This is a genomic window from Kitasatospora sp. NPDC088548, from assembly GCF_044753005.1.
In the GTDB taxonomy this organism is placed as follows: Bacteria; Actinomycetota; Actinomycetes; order Streptomycetales; family Streptomycetaceae; genus Kitasatospora.
The window spans coordinates 1-20,952 of record NZ_JBIVMI010000013.1 but is presented as its reverse complement, the minus strand read 5'-3'; the positions used below and the strand labels follow the sequence as shown (position 1 = coordinate 20,952).

General features: G+C 72.6%; 15 protein-coding genes. 7 read left to right on the top strand and 8 right to left on the bottom strand.

All coding sequences use genetic code 11. The features are described from left to right. Positions 1-112 precede the first annotated feature (112 nt). Entirely contained in the window at positions 113-2,461 is a 2,349-nt protein-coding gene (locus ACIP82_RS18180) for an immune inhibitor A domain-containing protein (protein ID WP_400654313.1), read from the top strand. 97 nt (positions 2,462-2,558) lie between these two features. Here ACIP82_RS18180 and ACIP82_RS18175 read toward each other — a convergent pair whose 3' ends face one another. Next, positions 2,559-3,728 carry a beta-eliminating lyase-related protein gene (locus ACIP82_RS18175; RefSeq protein WP_363606038.1) on the bottom strand — a complete coding sequence of 390 codons (1,170 nt, stop codon included), beginning with the start codon at positions 3,726-3,728 and terminating at the stop codon, positions 2,559-2,561. A gap of 348 nt (positions 3,729-4,076) precedes the next feature. Between ACIP82_RS18175 and ACIP82_RS18170 the strand changes: the two genes are divergently transcribed. After that, positions 4,077-5,021: a M23 family metallopeptidase gene (locus ACIP82_RS18170; protein ID WP_400654310.1), complete on the top strand. Its 945-nt coding sequence runs from the start codon at positions 4,077-4,079 to the stop codon at positions 5,019-5,021. Positions 5,022-5,176: 155 nt separating this feature from the next. Here ACIP82_RS18170 and ACIP82_RS18165 read toward each other — a convergent pair whose 3' ends face one another. After that, positions 5,177-5,806 carry a helix-turn-helix domain-containing protein gene (locus ACIP82_RS18165; protein WP_363606041.1) on the bottom strand — a complete coding sequence of 210 codons (630 nt, stop codon included), beginning with the start codon at positions 5,804-5,806 and terminating at the stop codon, positions 5,177-5,179. A 232-nt stretch (positions 5,807-6,038) separates the two neighbouring features. On the opposite strand from ACIP82_RS18165, the gene ACIP82_RS18160 reads away from it, so the two are divergent. Continuing rightward, positions 6,039-7,655, top strand: a complete 1,617-nt coding sequence (locus tag ACIP82_RS18160; RefSeq protein ID WP_400654307.1) for an MDR family MFS transporter — start codon at positions 6,039-6,041, stop codon at positions 7,653-7,655. A 75-nt stretch (positions 7,656-7,730) separates the two neighbouring features. Here the strand turns inward: ACIP82_RS18160 and ACIP82_RS18155 are convergent, their stop codons facing one another. Next, positions 7,731-8,663 carry an A/G-specific adenine glycosylase gene (locus ACIP82_RS18155; protein WP_400654305.1) on the bottom strand — a complete coding sequence of 311 codons (933 nt, stop codon included), beginning with the start codon at positions 8,661-8,663 and terminating at the stop codon, positions 7,731-7,733. A gap of 196 nt (positions 8,664-8,859) precedes the next feature. Between ACIP82_RS18155 and ACIP82_RS18150 the strand changes: the two genes are divergently transcribed. Together ACIP82_RS18150 and ACIP82_RS18145 are read left to right on the top strand one after the other, a co-directional pair. Then, the gene (locus tag ACIP82_RS18150) at positions 8,860-9,732 is read left to right on the top strand and encodes a hypothetical protein (RefSeq protein WP_400654303.1); all 873 of its coding nucleotides are present in this window, start codon (positions 8,860-8,862) and stop codon (positions 9,730-9,732) included. Between the two features lie 500 nt (positions 9,733-10,232). Then, the gene (locus ACIP82_RS18145) at positions 10,233-11,447 is read left to right on the top strand and encodes a S8 family serine peptidase (protein ID WP_363606046.1); all 1,215 of its coding nucleotides are present in this window, start codon (positions 10,233-10,235) and stop codon (positions 11,445-11,447) included. Positions 11,448-11,543: 96 nt separating this feature from the next. On the opposite strand, the gene disA is transcribed toward ACIP82_RS18145, so the two are convergent. After that, on the bottom strand, positions 11,544-12,650 hold the full coding sequence (gene disA / locus ACIP82_RS18140; RefSeq protein WP_363614417.1) for a DNA integrity scanning diadenylate cyclase DisA: 1,107 nt from the start codon (positions 12,648-12,650) through the stop codon (positions 11,544-11,546). Between the two features lie 138 nt (positions 12,651-12,788). After that, positions 12,789-14,333 carry a DNA repair protein RadA gene (radA, locus tag ACIP82_RS18135; RefSeq protein WP_400654300.1) on the bottom strand — a complete coding sequence of 515 codons (1,545 nt, stop codon included), beginning with the start codon at positions 14,331-14,333 and terminating at the stop codon, positions 12,789-12,791. Between the two features lie 174 nt (positions 14,334-14,507). Here radA and ACIP82_RS18130 point away from each other — a divergent pair, with 174 nt between their 5' ends. Beyond that, positions 14,508-16,370, top strand: a complete 1,863-nt coding sequence (locus ACIP82_RS18130) for a sigma-70 family RNA polymerase sigma factor (protein WP_400654298.1) — start codon at positions 14,508-14,510, stop codon at positions 16,368-16,370. A 117-nt stretch (positions 16,371-16,487) separates the two neighbouring features. Here the strand turns inward: ACIP82_RS18130 and ACIP82_RS18125 are convergent, their stop codons facing one another. The 3 genes from ACIP82_RS18125 to ACIP82_RS18115 all read right to left on the bottom strand — a co-directional run bounded on the left by ACIP82_RS18125 (position 16,488) and on the right by ACIP82_RS18115 (position 20,040). Then, entirely contained in the window at positions 16,488-17,159 is a 672-nt protein-coding gene (locus ACIP82_RS18125; protein ID WP_363614423.1) for a GAP family protein, read from the bottom strand. 118 nt (positions 17,160-17,277) lie between these two features. Then, positions 17,278-18,612: a DUF1254 domain-containing protein gene (locus ACIP82_RS18120; RefSeq protein WP_400654296.1), complete on the bottom strand. Its 1,335-nt coding sequence runs from the start codon at positions 18,610-18,612 to the stop codon at positions 17,278-17,280. Positions 18,613-18,714: 102 nt separating this feature from the next. Then, complete coding sequence (locus ACIP82_RS18115) at positions 18,715-20,040, bottom strand: DUF1254 domain-containing protein (RefSeq protein WP_400654294.1); 1,326 nt, start codon at positions 20,038-20,040, stop codon at positions 18,715-18,717. 240 nt (positions 20,041-20,280) lie between these two features. Between ACIP82_RS18115 and ACIP82_RS18110 the strand changes: the two genes are divergently transcribed. Further along, positions 20,281-20,952, top strand: a 672-nt coding sequence (locus ACIP82_RS18110; RefSeq protein ID WP_400654292.1) for an NAD-dependent epimerase/dehydratase family protein, incomplete at its 3' end; no start/stop codon positions are given.

Here is a 20,952-nt window from a genome sequence, read left to right as displayed (position 1 = left end):
AGGTCTATCTTTTCCGCCCCCGCTTGGATCAAATACGTCCCACCTGTCTTTCATTGGTTCACCGGAAGGCCAAGAGCCGGACCGGTTTGGGGAGGACGTCACAACGTTGAAGATGACCAGGAAAGCCGCTGCGGCCGCCACGGCCGGGGCGGTCATAGCCGCGCTCGGCGCGGGGCTGTTCCCGAGCATGGCCGTCGCGGCCGGCTCTGCCCCCGTCCCGAACGACCCGGCCGACGCCGTTCGGATCAGCACTGATCACAACATTCCGGGCCCGCTGACCGAGAAGGTCGAGGCCGAGCAGAAGCTCGCCACCGAGCAGCTGCTCGCCGGCACCGCCAAGATCGAGCAGCACGGCGGCGGCAGCAGCATCAAGCTCGGCAAGGACAAGTACGTCGAGCTCGCCCGTGAGCGCACGGACAAGATCTTCACCATCCTGGTCGACTTCAGCGACCAGGTGGACAACACCACCAAGACCGCCGATGGCAAGATCAAGTACGGCGGCACCCCCGGCCCGCAGCGCAACCAGATCGAGAAGCCGGACCCGGCCACCAACAACTCGACGCTGTGGCAGGCCGACTACAACCAGCAGCACTACCAGGACCTGTACTTCAGCAAGAACCAGGACTCGCTGAAGACCTACTACGAGAAGCAGTCCTCGGGCCGCTACTCGGTGGACGGTCAGGTCACCGACTGGGTGCGGGTGCCGTGGAACGAGGCCCGTTACGGCTCGGACTTCTGCGGCCAGCACGTCTGCAACAACGCGCAGGACCTGATCCGCGACGGCATCAACGCCTGGGTCGCCGACCAGAAGGCCAAGGGCCAGACGGACGCTCAGATCAAGGCCACGATCTCGCAGTACGACCAGTGGGACCGGTACGACTACAACCACAACGGCAACTTCAACGAGCCGGACGGTTACATCGACCACTTCCAGATCGTGCACGCCGGTGAGGACCAGTCGGCCGGCGGTGGCAAGCAGGGCACCGACGCGCTCTGGGCCCACCGCTCGTACGTCTACAGCACCCAGGCCGGCTCCACCGGCCCGTCCGACAACAAGCTGGGTGGCACCCCGGTCGGCGACACCGGCATCTGGATCGGCGACTACACCATGCAGCCCGAGAACGGCGGCCTCGGTGTCTTCGCCCACGAGTACGGTCACGACCTCGGCCTCCCGGACCTGTACGACACCACGGGCAGCGGAATCGACAACTCGGTCGGCTTCTGGTCGCTGATGTCCTCCGGCTCCTGGCTCGGCGAGGGCAAGAACTCGATCGGCGACATGCCGAACGACCTCGACGCCTGGAGCAAGCTCAAGCTCGGCTGGCTGAAGTTCGACAAGGCCAAGGCCGGCACCGAGTCGACCCACCACATCGGCCCGGTCGAGTTCAACACCAAGCTGCCGCAGGCACTGGTCGTCGACCTCCCGAAGAAGCCCGTCACCACCGTGATCAACACCCCGTACGCGGGTGCCAACGAGTGGTGGAGCGGCAGCGCCGACAACCTGAACGTCACGCTGACCCGCGACGTCGACCTGACCGGCAAGACCACCGCCTCGCTCACCGCGAAGGCCTGGTACGAGCTGGAGCAGGACTTCGACTACGCCTACGGCGAGGTCTCCACCGACGGTGGCGCCACCTGGAAGGCCCTGGACGGCACCTTCAACGGCGTCGCCCTCCCGCACGACCCGGCCGACAACGCCGCCCTGAGCGGCACCTCGGGCAACAAGTGGGGCGACCTGGTCTTCCCGCTGGACGCCTACGCCGGCAAGGCCATCAAGGTCCGCTTCCACAACACCACGGACGGCGGCCTGCACCTCAAGGGCCTGGCCCTGGACGACATCGCCGTCACCGCCAACGGTGCCACCGTCTTCTCCGACGGTGCCGAGAACGGTGACAACGGCTGGACCGCCAACGGCTTCTCGCGGACCACCGGCAAGTTCACCCAGGACTACGCCCAGTACTACATCGCCGAGAACCGTCAGCCGATCTCGTACGACCGGACCCTGAAGACCGGCCCGTACAACTTCGGCTTCGCCGACAGGCCGAACTGGGTGGAGCACTACCCCTACCAGGCCGGTCTGCTGATCTGGCTGTGGGACACCTCCCAGAGCGACAACAACGTCACCAACCACAAGGGTTCGGGCCTGCTCCTCCCGATCGACTCGCACCCGACCCCGCTGAAGTGGAACGACGGCACCCTGATGCGCCCGCGCATCCAGGGCTACGACTCCACCTTCGGCTCGCGCAAGGTCGACAGCCTGACCCTGCACAAGAACGGCGTCGAGACGGTCGTCCCGAAGGCCAAGGGCATCGACTCGTTCAGCGACCTGAAGTCGTACTGGTCGGCGGACAACCCGTACAGCAGCGTCATCGTCCCCAAGACCGGCACCAGCATCGAGGTCGAGAACGAGTCCTCGAACTACCTCGAGACCTGGATCCGCGTCCGCCCCGTCGACAACTGATCGAACCGAGCAGTGACGATCAGCCTGTGACCAGGCAGCACTGATACACCCTGTCCGGCCCGTCCCCGCACCGCGCGGGGGCGGGCCGGACGTCTGTTCAGGCCGACCGGCGCGGCAGCAGGGCGAGGAAGGCCGCCGCGGCCTCGGCGACGTCCGCGGCCGTCCACTCCAGGGCGTCGGCGGCCACCGTGACCTCCGTCATCGACAGACCCGGCAGGCCGTTCTCGCGCCAGCCGCCGAACAGCGCGGTCCGCGACTCCTCCGCCAGCCGCAGACCCGCCTCCTCCAGCTCCCCGGGAGCGTGGGGAAGCCAGAGCTGGAACTGGTGGGTGTGCGGCGGGGCCGGGTGGACCCGGGCCCCCGGCACGGCCGCGAACGCCTCGGCCAGGGCCGCCGCGACGGTCCTCGCATGCGTCACATACCCCTCCAGGAGCGGCAGTTCACGATCCAGCCCGGCGAGCGCGGCCAGCGCGGCCGGCCACTGCTGGAAGAGCTGGCCACCGTACCGGTGCCGCCAGGTCCTGGCGGTCCGGACGAAGCCGGCCCCGCCGGCCAGCGCGGCGCCGCTGAGCCCGCCGAGGGTCTTGTAGAAGGAGACGTAGACCGAGTCGGTCAGCGCGACGATCTCCGGCAGCGGGCGGCCGAGATGGACCACCGACTCCCAGATCCGGGCGCCGTCGAGGTGCAGCGCCGCGCCGTGCTCCGCCCGGACGACCTCGGCGACGGCCGCCAGTTCCTCCCAGTCCGGCAGGACGAACCCGGCCTCGCGCAACGGCAGCTCCAGGATCATGGCGGCGTACGGCTCGTCGAAGCCGCGGAGCTCGGCCACCGTGGGCAGACGCGGCGCGATGGTGGGCCAGACGCTGCGCAGCCCGCTGAGGGCGCTGAGCGCGTGCCGCTCGTGCTGCTCGGTGTGGCCGAGCGGATGCGCCGCGACGGTCCGCAGCCCGGCGGCCTCGGCGTGGATCCGCAGCGCGATCTGCTGCGCCATGGTGCCGGTGGGGAAGAAGGCCGCGTCCTCGGTGCCGAGCAGCCCGGCGATCCGGCACTCCAGGGTCCGGACCACGCCGTCGCCGTACATGTCCGGCCGGCGGTCCAGGTCGTACACGCTCGCGCCCTCCTCGGCCAGGGCGGCGAGGCGGTCGCGCAGGCTCTGCGGCCGGGCGCCGGAGAGCAGCCGCTCACAGCCGCGCAGTGCGGCGAAGCGGCGGTCCTGGATGCTCTGCCGGTCGCCGCCTTCGGTCTCTTTGCTCCTATTGGCATACATGCGTTGATGGTCCCGCAGCGGGACCGTCCGGTCAGCGGTGCGGACACGGGCGGACGGCCAAACCCCGGCGGCGGGTGGCACTGGTCACAGCGCCGCGCTCCGATACGAGCGGCGGTAGTAGAGCGGTGCGGTGGCCGGCCGGGGCGACGAAAGCCGTGAACTGACGATCGGATCACATGATCGTTACTCCGTCGGCTTGAATCTCCGACGCAACGCTGACTACACGCCGTAGTAGGTCACACCGTTTGGGACTCCGCTCGGTGACGGTTAAACCTGAGTGGTCCCCCGCTCAGCACGCCCGAACGGGCCCCTGTGCTGCCCCCGTACGTTCGTGAGGTTGAGCTACCGATGTCCTCTGTCCCGCCCATGGGGCCGGCTCTGCGCCGCCTCGCCGCCCGCACGGCGGCCCAGGCGGCGGCCTGGCAGCCCAGGCTCGGCCGCGCCGTCCGCACCCATACCGCACCGCTGCGCGCACTCGCGGCGCCCGCTCCCGCCCTGCCCGGCACCCGGCTCTGGGACGACCGGCACCGCACCGTCACCGCGGTCGGCGCCACCGCGGTGATACTGTCCGGCGCCCTGCTGGTCGCTTCCCCGGGCAGCGCCTCGGCCCAGACGGTCATACCCACCACCCCCGGCAGCTCGGCCTTCACCGCCCCGCAGGGCGCGGCCCCCGCCCCAGGCCTGGTCCAGGTGTCGGGGCCGAGCCCGTACAAGCTGCCGCACGAGCAGGACTCGGCACAGGAGTACGTGACGGTCGCCGCGAATCTCCTGCCCGTCGAGCCACCCGTCGAGCCACCCGTCGAGGTGCCCGCCGAGCCGGCCCCCGCCGAGGACCAGGCGCCCGCGCCCGAACCGGCCCCGGAGCCGGCGCCCGCCCCCGCGCCGGAGTGGTCCGCCCCGGTGCCCGGCGCGCCCACCAGCAACCCGTACGGCGTGGCCAACCCGGAGTACGCGGCCGGCTATCACACCGGGGTGGACTTCGCGGTCGCCCCGGGCACCCCGCTGCTCGCGGTCGGGAACGCCACCGTGGTCTCGGCCGGCTGGGACGGCGCCTACGGCAAGGAGGTCGTCCTGCGGCTGGCGGACGGGCGCTTCGCGCAGTACGCGCACCTGTCGTCGGTCTCGGTGTCGACGGGCGACCGGGTGGCGGCGGCCGAGGAGATCGGCCGGTCCGGGAACACCGGCAACTCGACCGGGCCCCACCTGCACTTCGAGATCCGTGCCAGCAACCACTACGGCGCGGTGATCAACCCGATCGCGTACCTCTCCGGGCACGGGGTCACCGGGTTCTGACGACCGCGCCGGTGGCCGGGCGGCCCGGTCACCGGCGCTTTCGCCGGTCGGGCCGCCCTTCGGTGTGCTCCGCCGCGGGGCGGCCCGGGCGGCCACGAGCCGGCTGCGGGTCGGACGTGTGGACCGGACGTGTGGACCGGACGGGCGCGGGCGGGTCAGACGTGCGCGGCCGGGTGGCCGATCAGGCCGCCGATCTCCAGCGCGACCTGCTGCGCGGCCGTCATGGCCTCCCCCAGGGTGGCCACCTTCGCCTCGCCGTCCTGCGGGTGGTCCGCCGCCTGGCATTCGGAGATGTCCTGCTTGAGCATGAACAGCGCCGAGTTGATGGTGAACAGCGACATCGCGGCGCGCAGCCGGTTCTGGAAGCTCGCGTCCGGGCCGTGCACCAGCCGGATCATCGCGACCATGCGCTCCTTGAACTCCAGCCCGGCCGGCGACTCGCGCAGCGCGGGCTGGTTCTCGTGGAAGAACCGCAGCAGCGGCGCCCGCTCGGACATTCCGGCCGCGAACCGCCGGATCAGCTCGTCCCGGAGCTCCGGCGTCCACGGCTGCTCGCGGCCCCACGCGATGGTGTCGTCGATCGGCGCGGCCATGCTCTGCACGATGCCGTGGACGATGTCGTCCTTGGTCTTGAAGTGGTAGTAGAGCGCGGCCTTGGTGACACCGAGCCGGTCGGCGATCTCACGCAGCGAGGTCTGCTCGTAGCCGTGCTCGGCGAAGAGCTCCAGTGCGACCGCGATGATGCGGGCCCGGGTGTCGCTACGGGGGCTGTGCGTGGTGCCCATGGCCTGCCTCATGACTGCGTCGGTGACTGCTGCTGCGCTCGGCGGGCGCCGGTCGGAGCGCCCGCCTCGGGCTCATTCTCCCTGGCCCGGAGATCCGTGGGAAAACTGGCTTGACGCCCGGCTGGTAAACAACCTACCGTGCCGACGGTCAGGAAACTAGCCGGGCGACAAGTAAGTAAGCCGTTGCAGGCCCGACGGTCGTCCAACATCCAGTCCGGGAGACACGGAACCCATGTCACAACCGAAGGCCGACAACCCGGCACCGGAGAAGAGGACGGCCGAGGAGGAGGTGCCGCGGTCACCCCGCGAGATCCGCCTGGTCATGGTCGGCCTGGTGGTCACCATGCTGCTGGCCATGCTCGACAACCTGATCGTCGGCACCGCGATGCCGACGATCGTCGGCGACCTGGGCGGTGCCGAGCACCTGTCCTGGGTGGTCACCTCGTACACCCTGGCCACCGCCGCCTCCACCCCGATCTGGGGCAAGATCGGCGACCTCTACGGCCGCAAGGGCACCTTCCTCACCTCGATCGTGATCTTCCTGGCGGGCTCGGCCCTCTCCGGGCTCTCGCAGAACATGAACGAGCTGATCGGCTTCCGCGCCCTCCAGGGCCTCGGCGCCGGCGGTCTGATGGTCGGCGTGATGTCGATCATGGGCGCGCTGGTCCCGCCGCGCGACCGCGGCAAGTACCAGGGCATGTTCGCCGCGGTGATGGCGCTCGCGACCATCGGCGGCCCGCTGGTCGGCGGCTTCATCACCGACCACCTGAGCTGGCACTGGACCTTCTACATCAACCTGCCGCTCGGCGTCGTCGCCCTCGCCGTCGTGGTGGTCACCCTGAAGCTGCCGAAGGTCCGCAGCAAGGCCCGGATCGACTACCTCGGCGCCGTCCTGCTCACCACCGGCATCACCTCCCTCACCCTGATCACCACCTGGGGCGGCCAGGAGTACGCCTGGGGCTCCAAGCAGATCCTGGGCCTGGCCGCGCTCGCCGCCGCCACCCTGATCGCCTTCTGCTACGTCGAGCAGCGGGTCCAGGAGCCGATGCTCCCGCTCGACCTGTTCAAGAACCTGAACTTCACCCTGGTCTCGCTGATCGGCTTCATCGTCGGCTTCGTGATGTTCGGCTCGACCGTCTTCCTGCCGCTCTACCAGCAGACCGTGCAGGGCGCCTCGGCCACCAACTCCGGCCTGCTGCTGATGCCGATGATGTTCGGCATGCTGGTGGTCTCGCTGGTGGTCGGCCAGGCGGTGACCAAGACCGGCAAGTACCGGATCTTCCCGATCATCGGCACGATCGTGATGACCGTCGGCATGGCGCTGCTCTCCACCCTCTCCACCGAGACCAGCAGCTTCACCTCCGCCTGCTGGATGGTGGTACTGGGCGCCGGCATGGGCTTCCTGATGCAGATCACCATGCTGGTCGCGCAGAACAGCGTCGAGCTCAAGGACATGGGCGTGGCCAGCTCCACCGCCACCCTGTTCCGCACCATCGGCGGCTCCTTCGGTGTGGCGCTGTTCGGCGCGCTGTTCAACAACCGGGTCACCGCGACCATGAAGGAGCGGCTCGGCGACGCGGCCTCGGGCGGCGGCGCGCAGGCCGACCCGGGCCAGATGAGCCCGGCCGCGCTCCGGGCGCTGCCCGCCCCGGTCCAGGACGCCTACCACCACGCGGTGGCCAACGGCATGCACACCGTCTTCCTCTGGGGCGCGGGGGTCGCGGTGATCGCGATCGCCGCCGCGGTCTTCATGCGCGAGGTGCCGCTGCGCGGCGCCGGGACGCCGCCGGAGGACGGGAAGGACGGCGGGAAGTCCGCCGAGCTCAACGCCGAGGCAGTGGCGATCTGACCTTACGCAAATCCCCCCTCTCACCCGAGAGGGGGGATTTCTTTTTCTCCGGGCTCCGCCCCGGAGTTCGTCACGTCATTGCGGCAGGCGGTAGACACCCTGCTCGACCGGCTCGACCAGGCCGTCGGCCACCAACCCGTCCAGCGCCCGGGCCCGCTGCACCGCGTCCGGCCAGACGGCGTCCAGCCGGGCCTGCTCCACCGAGCCGTGCGCGTCCCGCAGCACCGCCAGCAGCTTGCCGCGCACCTGCCGGTCGGTGCCCTCGTACGACTGGCCGCGCCGGGCCGGGCCCTCGTAGGGCGGGCAGCCGGCCCGCTGCCAGGCGCAGTGGCTGAACAGCGGGCAGCCGCCGCACTCGGGGCTGCGCGCGGTGCAGACCAGCGCGCCCAGTTCCATCACACCGACCGCCCAGGTCGCCGCCGTCTCGGCCGTGTCCGGCAGCAGCGCGGTCGCCGTCCGCCGCTCGGCCGCCGTGGTGGCCTGCGCGGGGTACTCCACGCCCGTCACGGCGCGGGCGAAGACCCGGCGGACGTTGGTGTCCAGCACCACATGCCGCTGGCGGAAGGCGAACGAGGCCACCGCCGCCGCCGTGTACTCCCCCACCCCGGGCAGCGAGAGCAGCGTCGCGTGGTCGTCCGGCACCTGGCCGTCGTGCCCCTCGGTGATCGCCACCGCCGCCGCGTGCAGCCGCAGCGCCCGCCGGGGGTAACCCAGTCGCCCCCACATCCGGACGGCCTCGCCGGGCGCGTCCGCCGCCAGGTCCGCGGGGGTGGGCCAGCGCTCCAGCCACGCCCGGTACGCGGGCAGCACCCGCTTCACCGGGGTCTGCTGGAGCATGAACTCGCTCACCATCACCGCCCAGGGCGAGGCCTCCGGCGTCCGCCACGGAAGATCGCGCGCGTTGGCCTCGTACCAGCCGAGGACGGTCGAGTGCAGCACCGGCAGCGGCAGCGCCGACGGGGCGGCGGCGGGTGCGGGGACGGCGGGGGTGACGGTGATGGCAGCCATGGCCCTTCGATCCTCCCACGACCGCGCTCACGCCCGCGCCCCCGGCCGAATCGGAGCGCGCTGCTCCGGATGGTCTACGGAAAAACCCTCGTTTCGGTCTCCCCCGAACGGCGCAAATGGCGGATCATGTGAAGGAAGGGGCGACTGTGCGGTGTTGGTACGTCAAGGGACACACACTGTCTCGTAGAGTTTGGGCGTGCCTTCTCTGCGTCAACCCGTGGGACCACTGCCGGCCTCGATCTACTGGCGCCGGCGCATCGTCGTGCTCGCCGCCGCCGTCGTGGTCATCGCCCTGATTCTCTGGCTGATGTCCGATCAGGGCGGCGGTGGCGACGACTCCCAGGGCAAGGCCGCCCAGGCCGTGCCGTCCCAGTCCCAGTCCCAGTCACCCGCCCAGGCGATCACGCCCGGCGCCTCCCCGAGCGGCCCCGTGAGCGGCGCACGCCCCGGCGGCGGTGCCGCTCCGAGCGGCGGCGCGGTCGCCGGCTCCGGCGGCGGCGATGTCAGCCTCAGCACCGGCGGCACCGGCGGGGGCAGCGCGCCCAGCCCGGCCCCCGGCGGCGCGGGCGGTGGTACGGGCGGCGCGGGCGGCAGCGGCGGCTCGACCGGCGGCAACGGTGGCGGCACGCCGCCGGTGAACACCACCGAGGTGATGGCCCTGCCGGTCTGTGCCTCGTCGCAGGTGACGCTGGAGCTGGCCAGCGCGCAGAACTCCTACCAGCCCAAGGACAAGCCCCGGCTGGCGCTGACCATCCACAACTCCGCCGGCAGCAACTGCCGAGTGGACCTGGGCCGGACGACCTCCGCCATCACCGTGACGGCCGCCAACGGCGACCGGATCTGGTCCTCCGGCGACTGCCCGGCGGACCGTGGCAGCAGCTGGGTGCAGGTCCCGGCGAACGGCGGCATGACCGAGACCTTCACCTGGGACCGCAGCCGCAGCAAGCAGCAGTGCGCCACGGCCGACCCGGCGCCCGCCACGGCCGGCACCTACCTGGTGGTCGCCGACCTCGCCGGCCTCTCCGGCGGCCAGGTCTCGGCGCGCTCCTCGATCCGGCTGGAGAACTGACCTCCACTCAGCCGTCCCGTCCGAAGCCCCGGCCACCGCGCCGGGGCCTCGGCGTTTCCGGCCCTTCCCGGCGCTCCCAGCGCCTCCCCGCACTTCCTGTGCCTCCCGCACTTCCCGGGCACCCCTGACACCCCTGACACCCCTGGCGCCCCCGGGCACGCCGCCCGGACGGCGTTCCGCGGCGCCGTCCGACGCGTTCCGGCCGCCTCGACGGGGCACCGCGCGACCACGGCGTTGAGGAACGGTATCGGCCGGTGACGCCCGGATGGCCCCGGGTGGCACCGAGGCCGGGCCGACGCCCGCCGGATGCCCGTTTCATCCGCTTTGGCCGCGGCTCCGCGTGTCCCCGGAGTGTCTCCGCAATGTCCCCGGCATAGCGGCCCCATGACGACCCGAAACCCTTCTTGTCGCGTTCCTGCCATTGGCCGAATCCTGATGACCCCGGGCCGTGACACCGCCCGGACCCCGCTCCGCACCACCGACGAGGAGGAACACCTCTCATGGCAGTGCAGCGCATCACCCGCCGCCGGACCGCGGCCGCCCTCACCACCGCGATCGCCACCGCCGTCCTCTGCGGCGCCGCCACCCTGCCGGCCGGCGCGGCAGAGCTCCCGGAAGGCGTCGTCCAGCAGGCCGACTCGCCGACCGCCGTCCCGGGCAGCTACATCGTCATCCTCAAGGCGGCCTCGGGCATCAAGGCCGGCTCCGCGCAGGGCCGGCAGGTGGTGGCCCGGCACGGCGGCCAGGTCCGGCAGACCTGGGACCGGGCGGTGAACGGCTACGAGGCCGCCCTGACGGCCGAACAGGCCCGCCGGCTGGCCGCCGATCCGGCCGTCGCGGCGGTCGAGGCCAACCAGACCTTCACCGTCGCCGCGACCCAGGTCAACCCGCCGTCCTGGGGCCTGGACCGGATCGACCAGCCGGCTCTCCCGCTCGACTCCCGCTACACCTACCCCGACGCGGCCGGCGCCGGGGTGACCGCGTACGTCATCGACACCGGCGTACGGGTCTCGCACACCGACTTCGGCGGCCGGGCCTCCGACGGCTACGACTTCGTCGACAACGACGCCGTGGCCCAGGACGGCAACGGCCACGGCACGCACGTCGCCGCGACCATCGCGGGCAGCGCCTACGGCGTGGCCAAGAGCGCCAAGGTGGTCGGCGTCCGGGTGCTCGACAACAACGGCTCCGGCACCACGGCCGGCGTGATCGCCGGCGTCAACTGGGTCACCCAGAACGCGAAGAAGCCCGCCGTCGCCAACCTCAGCCTCGGCGGCTCGCCCAGCACCACGCTGGACAGCGCCGTGGCCAACTCGATCGCCTCCGGCGTCACCTACGCCATCGCGGCCGGCAACTCCGCCGCCCCGGCGCAGAACTACTCCCCGGCGAGGGTCCCGACCGCGATCACCGTCGGCGCGACCACCGACACGGACGCCAAGGCCAGTTACTCCAACTACGGCAGCCGGGTGGACATCTTCGCCCCCGGCACGAACATCACCTCGGCCTGGAACACCAGTGACACGGCCACCAACACCATCTCCGGTACGTCGATGGCCAGTCCGCACGTGGCCGGCGCCGCCGCGATCTACCTCTCGTACCACCCGGGGGACACCCCGGCGAGCGTCACCAGCGCCCTCACCGCGGCCGCCACCAGCGGCGTGCTCACCTCGATCGGCAGCGGCAGCCCCAACCTGCTGCTGCGCGTCACCCAGTAGGACGGCCGGAACGACGGCAGTACGGCCGGAACGACGGACGGCCCCCGGGGAGTGGAATCCCCGGGGGCCGTCCCGTGCGTGCGGGTGCGCCGACCGTCAGACGTAGCGCTCCAGGATGGACGACTCGGCCAGCCGGGACAGACCCTCGCGGACCGAGCGGGCCCTGGTCTCGCCGACGCCCTCGACCGTCTGCAGATCGTCGATGCTGGCGGCGAGCAGCTTCTGCAGCCCGCCGAAGTGCTCGACCAGCCGCTCTATGACGGTGTTGGGCAGCCGCGGGATCTTGGCCAGCAGCCGGTAACCCCGCGGCGAGACCGCCGAGTCCAGCGACTCCGGCGAGCCCGAGTAGCCGAGCGCCTTGGCGACGGTCTGCAGGTCGAGCAGTTCGGCGTGGGTCAGCGCCTCCAGGTCGGCGAGCACCTCGGCGACCGTCCGGCCCTTCTTGGCGGCCCGCTCCGGGAAGTAGTCCCGGGCGACCAGCTCGCGCTCCGGCTCCACACCGGCGATCAGTTCGTCCAGCTGGAGCGAGAGCAGCCGGCCGTCGGTACCGAGCTCCAGCACGTAGCCGGCGATCTCGGTGGCGATCAGCCGGACCATCTCCAGCCGCTGGGCGACGGCGGTGACGTCCCGGACCGTCACCAGGTCCTCGATCTCCAGCGCGGAGAGCGTGCCGGCCACCTCGTCCAGGCGGAGCTTGTACCGCTCCAGGGTGGCGAGCGCCTGGTTGGCGCGGGAGAGGACGGTGGTCGAGTCCTCCAGCACCCGGCGGGTGCCGTTGACGTACATCGCGATCAGCCGCATCGAGTGCGAGACCGCGACCACCGGGAACCCGGTCTGCCGGTTGACCCGCTCCGCGGTGCGGTGCCGGGTACCGGTCTCGTCGGTGGGGATGGTGGAGTCCGGCATCAGGTGCACCCCGGCCCGGACGATCTTGGTGATGTCCTTGTCCAGCACCACCGCGCCGTCGAGCTTGCACAGCTCGCGCAGCCGGGTGGCGGTGAACTCGACGTCCAGGACGAACCCGCCGGTACAGATCGACTCGACCGTCTTGTCGAAGCCGAGCACGATCAAACCGCCGGTGTTGGCCCGCAGCACCCGCTCCAGGCCGTCACGCAGCCCCGTGCCGGGCGCGATGGCGCTGAGGGAGGCCCGCAGCAGGGCCTCCTCGCGGGAGGACTTGTCCGCCCGGTCGCTGGCTGCCACGTGACTCCTCCGGTCGACCCGTACCGCGCGCCTCGCGCGTGCGCCGGCCTACGGTCTGTTGCTCTGTCGCTTATTACTGCCTTATCGGCAATTAGACAGGGGAAAGTCTAACTGCGTGCGGCATCGACAGGGCTTGGGTCAGCGCAGTTCGTCGGAGTCGACCGGCTCCCACCCCTCCATGAGCTCCTCCGGGTAGGCCGCGACCGGGGTTTCGCGCCGCCCCGCGCGAGGGGCCGGCGGCGTCTCGCGCGGGGCCTCCGAAGCCCCGCGGCGGGTCGACGGTGCCTCACCACGCGGCTTGGCGGCGGCCCGACGGCGGCCGGGAATGGCCCGCAGCGCCTCGCCGATGTCCGCGACCTCGACCACCGTCATGCCCGCCGGCACCTTGCCCGGGTCCGGCGGGACCAGCGCGTGGGTGAAGCCCAGCCGGTGCGCCTCGGCGAGCCGCCGCTGCACACCCGTCACCCGGCGGACCTCGCCCGCGAGACCGACCTCGCCGATCGCCACCAGGTTGCTCGGCAGCGGGGTGTCGGAGGAGGAGCTGGCCACCGCGAGCGCGATCGCGAGGTCCGCGGACGGCTCGGTCAGCTTCACCCCGCCGACCGTCGCGGTGTAGATGTCCTGCTTGCCGAGCTTCACCCCGCCGTGCCGCTCGACCACGGCCAGGATCATCGCGATCCGGGGCGACTCCAGACCGGAGGTCGTCCGGCGCGGGGACGGGATCTGCGAATCCACCATCAGCGCCTGCACCTCCGCCACCAGCGGGCGGCGGCCCTCCAGGGTGACGGTCAGGCAGGTACCGGGAACGGGCTTGTCGCGCCTGGTCAGGAAGAGGCCGGAGGGGTCGGCCAGGCCCGTGATGCCCTCGTCGTGCAGTTCGAAGCAGCCGACCTCGTCGGTGGCGCCGTACCGGTTCTTGATACCGCGGATGATGCGCAGCCGGGCGTGGCGGTCCCCCTCGAAGCTCAGCACCACGTCCACCAGGTGCTCCAGCAGGCGGGGGCCGGCGATCTGGCCGTCCTTGGTGACGTGGCCGACCAGCAGGGTCGCCATGCCGCGGTCCTTGGACGCCCGGATCAGCGCGCCCGCCACCTCGCGGACCTGGGCCGGGCCGCCGGGGGCGCCGTCCAGCTCGGCGGAGGCGATGGTCTGCACCGAGTCCAGGATCAGCAGGCCCGGGCTGACCGCCTCGATGTGGCCGAGCACCGCGCCGAGATCGGACTCGGCGGCGAGGTAGAGGTGTTCGGAGAGCGCGTTGATCCGGTCGGCGCGCAGCCGGACCTGACCGGCCGACTCCTCACCGGTGACGTACAGGGTGCGGTGCTGGGCGCCGGCGGCCTTGGCCGCGACGTCCAGCAGCAGGGTCGACTTGCCGACGCCGGGCTCGCCGGCCAGCAGGACCACGGCGCCGGGGACGATGCCGCCGCCGAGCACCCGGTCGAGCTCGGGGACGCCGGTGGAGCGGGCCGTCGCCACCTGGCCGTCGACCTGGGCGATCGGCCGGGCGGGCGCGCTGACCGGGCCGGCGGCGGTGGTCCTGATCGGCACCGCGCCGTACTCCTCCACCGTGCCCCAGGCGTTGCACTCCGGGCACCGGCCGACCCACTTGGGCAGCTGGTTGCCGCACTCGGTGCAGCGGTACGCCGGGCGCGGCTTGGCGGTGGTCTTGGTACGGGCAGCCATGCGGCCCACCGTAGCGCCTGGGTCCGACAGCCCGGGTACGACGGCGACGACGGTGGTCGGGGCTCCGGTCGTGGACCGGGGTGGGTCCACAGATGGGCGATGTTGTTACCCGAAAGAAGTACAACAGCAGGGAATGGCCCGGGTGCGGCCCCCGGGCTCTCTACCGTCGGACAGGTGACGACGAGTGCTGAAGAGCCGCGCGACGCCGTGCTCGCGGCGTACGACCGGCAGGTGGACGGCCTGTTCACCTACTGTCTCTCGGTGCTGTGCGAGCACGACGCGGCGGCCGACGCCCTGCGGGAGGTACGGGAGCTGGCGCTGCGGCACGGGGCCCGGCTGGCCGAGCCCGGGCTGCTGCGGGCCTGGCTGTACTCGTTGGCGCGGTACTGCTGTCTGCGCCGGTTGCAGAACGGGCCGGGGACCTGGTCCGGTGCGGGCCACGGGGCCGGTGCGGCGCACGGGCCGCGGCCGGGGCTCCCGGCCGTCGAGGCCGCCCGGCGGCGGCGCGAGCTGGCCTCGCTGGCCTGGCCCGCGGCGGCGGGCACCGATCCCGAGCAGCGCGAGGCGCTGGAGCTGTCGGTACGGCATCGGCTGAGCCCGATCGAGGTGGCGGCCGTGCTGGGCGTGCCGTTCGACACCGCCCGGACGCTGCTCGCCTCGGCGCAGGCGGAGGTCGACCGGACCGGGGCGGCACTGCTGGTGCCCGGCGTCCGCGGCTGCCCCGGGCTGGACCGGCTCGGCGGGGCTGGGGCGGAGAGCCGACGGAACCGGGTGCTCGGCCCGGCGCCGCGCCGGGAGCTGGTGCGGCACGTGATGGACTGCCCGACCTGCCGGGGTACGGCGGAACGGGTGGCCGGAGGGGCGGCCGAGAGTGCGGCGGGGCTGTCCGGGCTGCCGGTGCTGTCCGCACCCGCCGCCCGGCCCGGGCGGAGCGGCGGTGTGGTGTTCCTGCCGCAGGCGGCCCGGACGGTGGGGCGTGCGGGGTCGGCGGGACGGGTAGCGGTGGTCGAGCCGGGGCTGCGGTTCGACCAGAGCGGTTTCCCGCGTCACCGCGCGCCGGACGCGGGTCGTGGGTCGGCGGTGCGCCGGCGGGTCGTGACCACCGGGGTGCTGGCGGCTGTGCTGTTCGCTCCGGTGGCCGCGCTCTGGGCCGGCCACCGGAGCGGTGGCACCGCACGGGTCGCCGCTTCGGTCTCGTCGGTCCGGGTGGACGCGCACGGGCGGCCCGCCGGGTACCGGCCGGAGGGCCCCGGGTCGGCCGTGGACCGGCCGGATCCGGTGGGCCGGATGGGCCAGGACGGTGCCGCACCGGCGACGGCCGGGCTGGAACTCGCCGGTACCGGGGTGGTCAGTGCAGAAACGTTGCCCCCGGGGGCCCCGGGCCCCGCAATCGCCGTACCGAGCCGTGGCGCGACCCCGCTCGGCAACCCCCTGCCGGTCACCGCGTCGGCCCCCGGCGGCGGCCTCCCGGCCGGGCCCACAGCCGCCGGACAGCCGGCGCCGCCCGCTCCGGCCGGACAGTTGACCGTCGAGGCGGGCGAGTACGGCAACCGGACCGTACTCACCCTGACCAACTCCGGCAGCACCGAGATCCGCTGGCACGCCGCCGTGGACGCGGCCTGGCTCCGGCTCGGCCGGGACGCCGGGACGCTCGCCCCGGGCCAGCGGATCACGGTGATCGTCACCGTGGACGAGGAGCTCGCCCCGGCCGTGCACTGGTCCGCCCGGATCGCGCTGCCGCCCTCGCAGGCCGTGGTCACCCTGGAGGGCGGCCCGCACAACCGGGGCGGTGGCACCTCCGCCTCGACCGACCCGACCACGAGCCCCGCCGACCCGGACCGGCCGTCCCAGGGCGGCACGCCGGGTGGCACGCCGTCCGCGACTCCGACGGGTCCGGGGCCCACGGCGGTCCCCTCCTCCCCGGCGCCGACCGCCTCACCGACGGCCGCCCCCAGCACGTCCTCGCCCTCGCCTTCGCCCCCGGCCCCGACCGTCACCGCGTCCACACCCGCTCCGGTCTCTCCCTCGTCGCGCTGAGCCGAGACGCGGGCGAGGCCCGAACCGGGCGGATGCCGAGCCGGGCGGATGCCGGACCGGGCTGGGTGCCGGACCGGGCTGGGTGCCGGGTCGTCGGGCCACCAGATGGCCGGTTCGTCAGATGGTCAGCCTGGAGATCGCGTCGCCGACGTACGTCGCGCCGAGGACGACCAGGGACACCAGCACGATCGCCGGGTTGTGGGCGGCCGTCCACGCCTTCCACTCCCCCAGCGTCCTGGCCGCCCCGTCGCCGCCGAACAGGTGGACCGCCGACGGCAGCAGTGTGCAGAGCGAGCCGACCAGCACCAGCAGCGCGGCCGCCACCGCCTTGCCGCTGCCGGACGCCGTGCTGGTGGCGATCGAGAGGGCGCCGCCGACCGCCAGCACCAGGTTCTTCGGGTCGGCCGTCAACAGGACGGCGGCCAGGCCGACCACTCTGCCGGGGGTGGACCGGTGGACCGTCCGCATCCATGTCGGCGGGCCGTGCACATGCCCCTCGCGCGGGCGGTCCTTCCACCGCGTGAGGCCCAGGAGGAGAAGGAACACGCCGATCGCCAGCTTCAGCCACCACGCCCAGACCGGTTTCGAGGAACCGGTGGTCAGCCCCGAACCGGCCAGCACCACCACGGTGACCACCGCCGCCAGCGCCACCGCCCAGCCGGCCGCGAACGCCGCTCCGTTGACCCGGCCCTTCGGCGTGGCCAGCATCAGGATCACCGCGATCAGCGGCAACGGGCTGATCGCGATACCCACGGCCGAGGCCAGCATCTGGCCGACGGCGTCGCCCATGCTCCTGCCTCTCGTCGGTACGACGCCTCGGGGCTCCGCGAACCGGGCGCGGTGACCCTCGGGCGGCTACTCGGGGTCAGTTGCTCGGGGTCAGTTGCTCGGACTCGGAGAGCCGGGTTCAGTGCCGCTGGATCGGTGGCACCCGGTAGGTGCCGTCCAGGGCGGGCCGTTTCGGCTGGTAGAGCCGGATGATCGGCCGGAACCCGCCCTCCGGGGTGGGCAGCCAGTTCGCCACCGCGGCGGGGTGGGCGGGCGGTTCGTGCTGGAGCAGCAGGGTCAGCGAACCGTCCTCGCCGTACACCAGGCCGGGGGTGCGGTCGCCGATCGAGTAGCGCGCGATCGGGTTCGCCACCAGGTGGTACTCCGGCAGCCCGTACATGGTGACGGACCAGAAGGCGTCCGCCGGCGGGGGTTCGTCGAAGCGCAGCGTGTACGCGTGCGCGCCGCTGAGCGGCCGGCCGTCGGCGTCGTCGTACGTCGTCGCGTAGACCGCCTCGTACGCGTGGTTGCCCCAGAGGCCGGCGCGGGCGGCGGCGGCCCGGCTGAGGTAGGCGGCGCGGCGGTCGGGGATGCGCCACTCGGAGTCGTCGATGGTGCCGGGGCCGAGGAAGTCGACGTTGTAGTCGAAGAGGTGCAGCCCCGCCCGCCACTCGCCGGCCGGGTGGTCCTCCGGTGGCCGGGTGGCGGCCTCGACCCGTTCGCGGCCCGCCGCCATGCCCTTGAGCAGGGCCAGCGTCCATTCCGGCGCGGGGGCGCGGTAGGGGGAGGGGCCGACGTCGAGCAGGCCCAGCGGGGCGAACCGCTGCTGGTACTCGATGTCGGCCGCGGCGGGCGGGAAGGCCGCCATCCAGATCCGCAGCCGTTCGAAGAAGGCCAGCCGCTCGGGCACCTCGAAGTCGGGTTCGGGCAGTCCGGCGACCAGGCCGCCCGGCTCCAGCGGTTCGAGCGTCAGCCCTTCCTGGAGCGCCCGGACCCGTGGCAGGTCGTCGGGGCCCGTGCAGGCGAAGCGGCCGACGATGCAGGCCACCGTGGTCGGCGCGACGATCACCCGCTGGGGGTCGGCCGGGGTGCCGTGCCAGTCGGGCGGGACGATCAGCCAGGTCTGCCCGCCGGTGCCGGTGGCCCGCGAGCCGAGGTAGGCGAAGTTGTCGGTCCACGCGTCGACGAACTGCAGCACGTAGTACGCCCCACCGGTGTCCGGCACGCTCAGCACCTGCGGGCCCTCGGAGAGGTCGAGCTGGGCGACCGAGTAGACGGTGTCGTTGTTGACCGAGGCGAAGGGGTCGTCCGGCCCGGCCAGCCGGGTGGCGTGGCTGAAGTGGTTGAACGGCGCCGCCGGCAGGATCCCCACGCCGCCCTGGGTGAAGCGCTCGACCATGGTGAGGTCGGAGACGAGCGGGTAGCCGTAGACGTAGGCGTCGGCGGCCAGGGCCTCCAGCTCGGGCTGGGTCATCGGGAGTCCTTCTCGGGTCCGGGGGAACGGGCGGTGCGGCTCGGGGTCGGGGTCGGGGAACGGGCGACGGCGCGGGTTCGGTGCGGGGGGTCGGAGCGGAGGTCAGAGCGGGGTCAGTGGCGGGAGTCGCCAACGGCCGTCGAGGACGGACTGGTCCGGACCGTAGAGCCGGACGACGATCGTGAACGGTCCGTCGGGCGCGGGCAGCCAGTTGGCCGAGTGCTGGGTGTTGGCGGGCCGCTTGTGCTGGATGTGGAGGGTGAGGCCGCCGTCCGGCTCGCGGACCAGCCCGGGGGTGCGGTCGCCGATCGCATAGCGGTCCAGGGTGTTGTCGACGAGCCGGCGCTCCGGGAGCGCGTACATGGTGGCCGACCAGAAGAAGCGGGCGGGCGGCAGGTCGTCCGGGCCGAACCGGACGACGTAGTCGCGGTCGCTGGCGTTCGGCGGCTGGTTGCCCGCGCTGTCGGCGGCCCAGCCGCCGTACCAGGTCTCGTCGGCGGGCAGCCCGTACAGATCCACGGCGGCGGCGACCGCCTGCTTGAGGTACTCGGTGCCGATCTGCTCGCGGGTGCCGAAGAGACCGGTCGAGGTGGTGGTCCGGTCGGCGGCGCTTCGCAGTTCGGCCTGACCGTCGGCGATGCCGCGTTCGATCTCGGCGCGCACCACGATCGGCAGCGCGGCGGGCTCGAAGTCGCCGCGGCCGTCGATGCCGAGGTCGGTCAGGCGGGTACGGAGATCGGCCTCGGCGGGGAGCACCGGGAAGAAGCCGAGCAGGAAGTCGAGGAAGCTGAAGAACTCGATGCCGTCCATGACCTCCTCGCGCCAGACCGGCCAGACCGGGTGGGGGGCGGGCGGGGGCGCCGGCGTGCCCGCGTACTCGTGCAGCGGGCGCAGCCGGTAGCCCTGCTGGACCAGCTTCAGCTCCTCGACCGCCTCGGGTGCGGGCCCGGCGAGGTGGGTGCGGCCGAGGATGCCGACCAGCTGGGTGGCGGTGCGGATGACGCCCTTGATGCCCGTGGGGACCTCGCCCTGCCAGCCCGGGCCGGCCACCAGGTAGTCGCCGGCCTCCTGGCCGGTGGCCCGGGCGCCGATGAACCCGGCGTACACGGTGTCGAGTTCGTGCAGCGGGAGGACGTAGTAGCGGTCCTCGGCGGGGACGGAGACCACCCAGGGCTCGGTGCGCAGATCGAGCCAGGCCCGGGAGCGGGAGGTGTCGTTGTCGGGGGTGTCGGCATCGGTGTCGGCCGGGGTGAAGGGCTGCGGATAGTGCCGGAAGACGCCGAAACCGCCGACGTACCCCGGGTCCGCGTCGTCCACGGCCTGCGCGTACAGGGTGCGGTAGTTCCGCAGGATCGGGTAGCCGCGGATCCACGCTTCGGCGGCGGTCGCACGGATGGTGGCCGGGTCCACGAGTGCCGGGTTGCCCATTGCTGTCGCTCTCCCCAGTGGTCGCTCGCCCCGGTGCCGGAGCACCGCTCCTATACGGACATATCGGTACAAAGGGGATGCTATGCGGGCCGGATTCGATCAGCACCTCGGCCGGGGGCGCCGACGGCCGGTCCCCGCCGCACCCGACTGCCCTGCTCCCCGGGCTCCCCTGAATCCCCTGCGCCTCCGCTCAGCGCGAACGGGGGCATGCGGGCGAGGGGGACAGGAGAGCTTTCCGGTATGAAGATCCTCCTGCTTGGGGGTTCGTCCTTTCTGGGGCGCGCCTTCGCCTCCGAAGCCCTGGCCCGCGGCGATGAGGTGACCACCTTCAACCGAGGCCGTCCCGGCACCGACCTGCCCGGCGTCCAGGCCGTCCGGGGCGAGCGTGACTCCGCCGCCGACCTGGCGCGCCTGGTCGAGGGGCGGCACTGGGACGCCGTCGTGGACACCTCGGCCCAGCAGCCCGCCCAGGTGGCGCTCTCCGCCGGGCTGCTGCGCGAGCACGCCGGGCACTACACCTTCGTCTCCTCCGTGCACGCCTTCGCCGACTGGCCGGCCCGAACGGTGGACGAGACCTCACCGCTGCACCCCTGCCCCGCCGACACCCCGCCCGGCCAGCCGTTCAGCAATGCGCTCAAGGCCGGTTGCGGGCGTGCGGCGCTGGAACGGACGGCCCAGCGCCGGCCCCGGGGGATCCGAACCGGACGATGCAATTGGAGAACACCGATGCCGAGGGCCGAAAGGGCCGCCCGGGTGGCACGATGCCCGGCATCACGCCGGCCAAGGGGCAGCGACTGCTGGCCGTCCTGCCCTAAGGCCAATGCCGGTGACTTTGTGGTCGGTGTCTCGTTGGTTGTGGTGTGGCGAGGGTGGGGCAGGTCAAGTCGCCTGCGGATGAGCGGATATCGGACC